3 protein-coding genes and 1 pseudogene are annotated in these 3,362 nt (G+C 71.4%); 2 read left to right on the top strand and 2 right to left on the bottom strand.

The window, feature by feature from the left end; all coding sequences use genetic code 11:
* Window positions 1–314 precede the first annotated feature (314 nt).
* On the bottom strand, window positions 315–1,082 hold the full coding sequence (gene gloB, locus FV222_RS20790; RefSeq protein ID WP_187277403.1) for a hydroxyacylglutathione hydrolase: 768 nt from the start codon (window positions 1,080–1,082) through the stop codon (window positions 315–317).
* A gap of 196 nt (window positions 1,083–1,278) precedes the next feature.
* Here gloB and FV222_RS20785 point away from each other — a divergent pair, with 196 nt between their 5' ends.
* Both FV222_RS20785 and FV222_RS20780 read left to right on the top strand, forming a co-directional pair.
* Complete coding sequence (locus FV222_RS20785; RefSeq protein WP_147815540.1) at window positions 1,279–2,013, top strand: class I SAM-dependent methyltransferase; 735 nt, start codon at window positions 1,279–1,281, stop codon at window positions 2,011–2,013.
* Window positions 2,014–2,199: 186 nt separating this feature from the next.
* Window positions 2,200–3,033: a MarC family protein gene (locus tag FV222_RS20780; protein ID WP_147763818.1), complete on the top strand. Its 834-nt coding sequence runs from the start codon at window positions 2,200–2,202 to the stop codon at window positions 3,031–3,033.
* A 10-nt stretch (window positions 3,034–3,043) separates the two neighbouring features.
* Here FV222_RS20780 and FV222_RS20775 read toward each other — a convergent pair.
* A pseudogene (locus FV222_RS20775) lies at window positions 3,044–3,362 on the bottom strand (DUF1499 domain-containing protein); the annotation flags it as partial.

The following is a 3,362-nucleotide window of genomic DNA, read 5'->3' as shown; positions in this document are numbered from 1 at the left end:
GGTGCGGGCCGAGTTGTCGGGATCGGCCGGAGGTCGGTTCGCCGCGGGCGGCGCCTTGGCGGCCGGCTCGACGGCGGACTGCTCTTCGGAGCGCGGCGTTGAATCCGGCTGGAGGAAGGGAAGCGGAAGGCGTGAGGACGAAAGGTGGTAAGGCGAGACGGACCCCCATCTGACCGAAAGAAGCGGGAACACGCTTCCGTTGACGTCGAGACTCCGTTGAGGAGCCTATCGATCAAGACGGTTGAGCGCCTGTCGAACGTCGTATGTTCACTTCTCTTTGAGAACGCAACAAAATTTCCTTGAAAACCTGTGTGTCAGAAGCGGTTCTTCCAATCTCGCAGCGCAACAAAAACTGTTGCGGGGTCAATGTCTTCACCGAAGCCGACCGCCGACTTGAGTGCCGGCAGGTTGCAGCGCAGGAACGGGTTGGTCGCCCGCTCCTCTGCCATCGTGGAGGGAACCAGAAAGCCGCCGGTCGACTTGAGCTCTTCAGCTTCCCGCATACGTTGCAGCAGGTCGGCGTTGCCGGGCTCTGCTGCGGCTGCGAAGCGGGCATTGGACAGCACGTAGTCGTGCCCGCTGAACACGCGCGTCGCGTCGGGCAGTGGCAGGAACCGCTTCAGCGAGCGCCACAGGATCTCGGGCGGGCTTTCCATCACGCGGCCGCAGCCGAGGGTGAACAGGGTGTCGCCCGAGAACACGATTCCCGAATCGGCGAACCAGTAGGTGACGTGGTCGGCGCAGTGCCCCGGCGTCTCCCAGACCTCGGCCGAGAGGTCGCCGACCCGGACGGTGTCGCCCTCGGACACCGTGACGTCCACGTCGGGGATCGCCGCGCCGGCCTTCGCGGGCGCCGTCACGCGGGCGCCGGTGGCGCGCTTGACTTCGGGGATGCCCTCGATGTGGTCGCCGTGGCGATGGGTGACGAGGATGTCGGTGAGATGCCAGCCGGTCTCCTTCAGCATCGCCAGGACGGGGGCGGCCTCCGGCACGTCGATCGCCGCACAGGCGCCGGTGGCAGGGTCGCGCATCAGCACGCCGACGTTGTCGCTGCGGCACAGGAAGGTGCGGATTTCGGGCACTGTCGCCATGAACGCGTCTCCGGGCTGGCGCCCCCTTCCGGGCGCCTCCCGCGGTGAACGGGTGCCGAAACCGGGGGGTTCCCCGCCGCGCGGCGCCGCAAGTCGCCCTTCGCGCCTTGCCGCGGCGATGGCACGGCCCCATTGAATCCGCATCGCCGGCCGCCGGCCCACACGAACGCCGCCCCGCCTCACGCCCATGCGCCTCGACGTCACCGACCTGCGGGCCTTCTACGCCACGCCGCTGGGCGCCACGACGCACCGGATCGTCGCCCGCACGCTCCACGGCTTCCTCGGCTCGGTCTCGGGCCTGCGCGTTCTCGGGCTCGGCTACGCGGTGCCCTATCTCGGGCCGGTGCACTGCATCGCCGAGCGGACGCTGGCCTTCATGCCGGCGACGCAAGGGGTGGTGAACTGGCCCGGCGCCGGCCGCTCCTGCTCGGCGCTGGCCGACCCGACGATGATGCCGCTGCCCGACGCGGCGATCGACCGGGTGATCCTGGTGCACGCGCTGGAGGCGGTGGAGAGCCCGACGGAACTGCTCAAGGAGGTCTGGCGCACCCTGACGCCGGGCGGCCGGATGATCCTGGTGGTGCCCAACCGCCGCGGGGTCTGGACGCGGCGCGACGCGACGCCGTTCGGCCACGGCCAACCCTACAGCCGCTCGCAGCTCGGCCGGCTGATGCGCGACACGCTGTTCTCGCCGGAGGGCTGGGCCGAGACGCTGTACATGCCGCCCCTGCGCTCGCGGGTGATGCTGCGGACCGCCGGCGCCTGGGAGCGCGTCGGGACCGGCCTCTCGCTGCCCTTCGCCGGCCTCCACGTGGTGCATGCCACCAAGCAGCTCTACCGCCCGATCGCCGTGCAGCAGGTCCACCGCGCCCGCCGCCTCGCCCCCGCCCGGGTGCTCGTGCCGGCGCCCGCGCCGGGGTGACGGGTTTTCCGCCGCGATGTCGCGCGGAGGCACGGGTTCGCCGTAGACAGGCGCCTCCCGGCGGGGGATGCGGAATGACGAACGGGACGCTCGCGTTCCGTCCATCAGGTTCAGGCATCGTGCCGGCTGCGGAAATCCGAGAGGCGCATGCCGTGAGCGGAAGGCACATGCCATGAGCGACGAAGCATGAGCGTCGAAGCGGCCATCCAGCAGTTCCTGCTCGCGCTTTCGAGCCTGTTCTCGATCGTGAACCCGCTCGGCGGGGCGCTGATCTTCGCGCAGGTGACGGCGGGGCACAGCCACGACGACCGGGTCTGGCTCGCCGGCCGGATCGGCGGGTACGCGCTGCTGATCATGCTGGCGGCGCTCTGGGCCGGCGCGCCGATCCTCAACTTCTTCGGCGTGTCGCTCGGCGCGCTGCGGATCGCCGGCGGCCTCGTCGTCGGCGCCTCCGCCTGGGGGCTCCTCAACCGGCCGGAGGCGCGCGAGGCCCGCAAGCAGGCCGAGGTCTCCTCGACGACGGGCCAAGGGGCGGCCGCCCAGGCGGCGAACCAAGGGGCGGCCGCCCAAGCTGCGAGCCAAGAGGCGACGGCCCAGGCCGCGAACCAAGAGGCGACGGCGCAGCCTGCGAAGGCGGCGTCCGTCAAGACGGTCGAGCCGACGCCGGCGGACGGCCAGAAATCCGTCGACCCGCTGTCCGAGATCGCGTTCTTTCCGCTCACCCTGCCCTTCACCACGGGGCCGGGCACCATCGCGGTGGCGATCACCCTCGGCTCGAACCGCCCGGCGCTGATGGCCGACCGGCTCGGCTTCTACGTCGGCGTGTCGCTGGCCGCGCTCGGCGTCGCCGCGACGGTGGCGCTGATCTACGCCTCGGCCGACCGGGTGGTGAGCCTGCTCGGGCCGATCGGCGCGCGGGTGCTCGGCCGGCTGTTCGCGTTCCTGCTGCTCTGCGTCGGCACGCAGATCACCATCAACGGGGTGATCGACGTGTTCGGGCCGCTCCTCGCCGCGCGCTGAGACGCCCCCGTCAGCGTGCGACCTCGGTCCGCGCCAGACCTTCGATCCGGTCGAGCCAGCGTTCGAGGCGCGCCCGGTTGCCGCCGGCGTCGAGCACCCCGAATTGCGGGCAGGCGTAGAGGACGAGCGTGGAGCGGCCCTCGCCGGCCCCGACGATCGCGACGGCGACCGTATCCGGTAGCCGCAGCCATTCGGAGCGGACGACGTAGCGATCCTCCTCGGCCCAGCGGGCCTGGAAGGCCAGCTCGGTGCGCGGCTCCTCGGCCGCCACCTGGGCGACGATGGCGCGCAGGCGATCGCCCGGGACCGGCAGCACCGGCGGCACCCGG

It is taken from the genome of Methylobacterium sp. WL103, assembly GCF_008039885.1.
Taxonomy (GTDB): Bacteria; Pseudomonadota; Alphaproteobacteria; order Rhizobiales; family Beijerinckiaceae; genus Methylobacterium; species Methylobacterium cerastii.
The sequence above is the reverse complement of the archived record's forward strand: the minus strand, read 5'-3'. Positions and strand labels throughout refer to the sequence as shown.

Bases quoted from the DNA above. Each gene is read 5' to 3' on its own strand.
- FV222_RS20785 (WP_147815540.1), top strand. From the start codon at position 1,279: ATGCGCCTCGACGTCACCGACCTGCGGGCCTTCTACGCCACGCCGCTG.
- FV222_RS20780 (WP_147763818.1), top strand. From the start codon at position 2,200: ATGAGCGTCGAAGCGGCCATCCAGCAGTTCCTGCTCGCGCTTTCGAGC.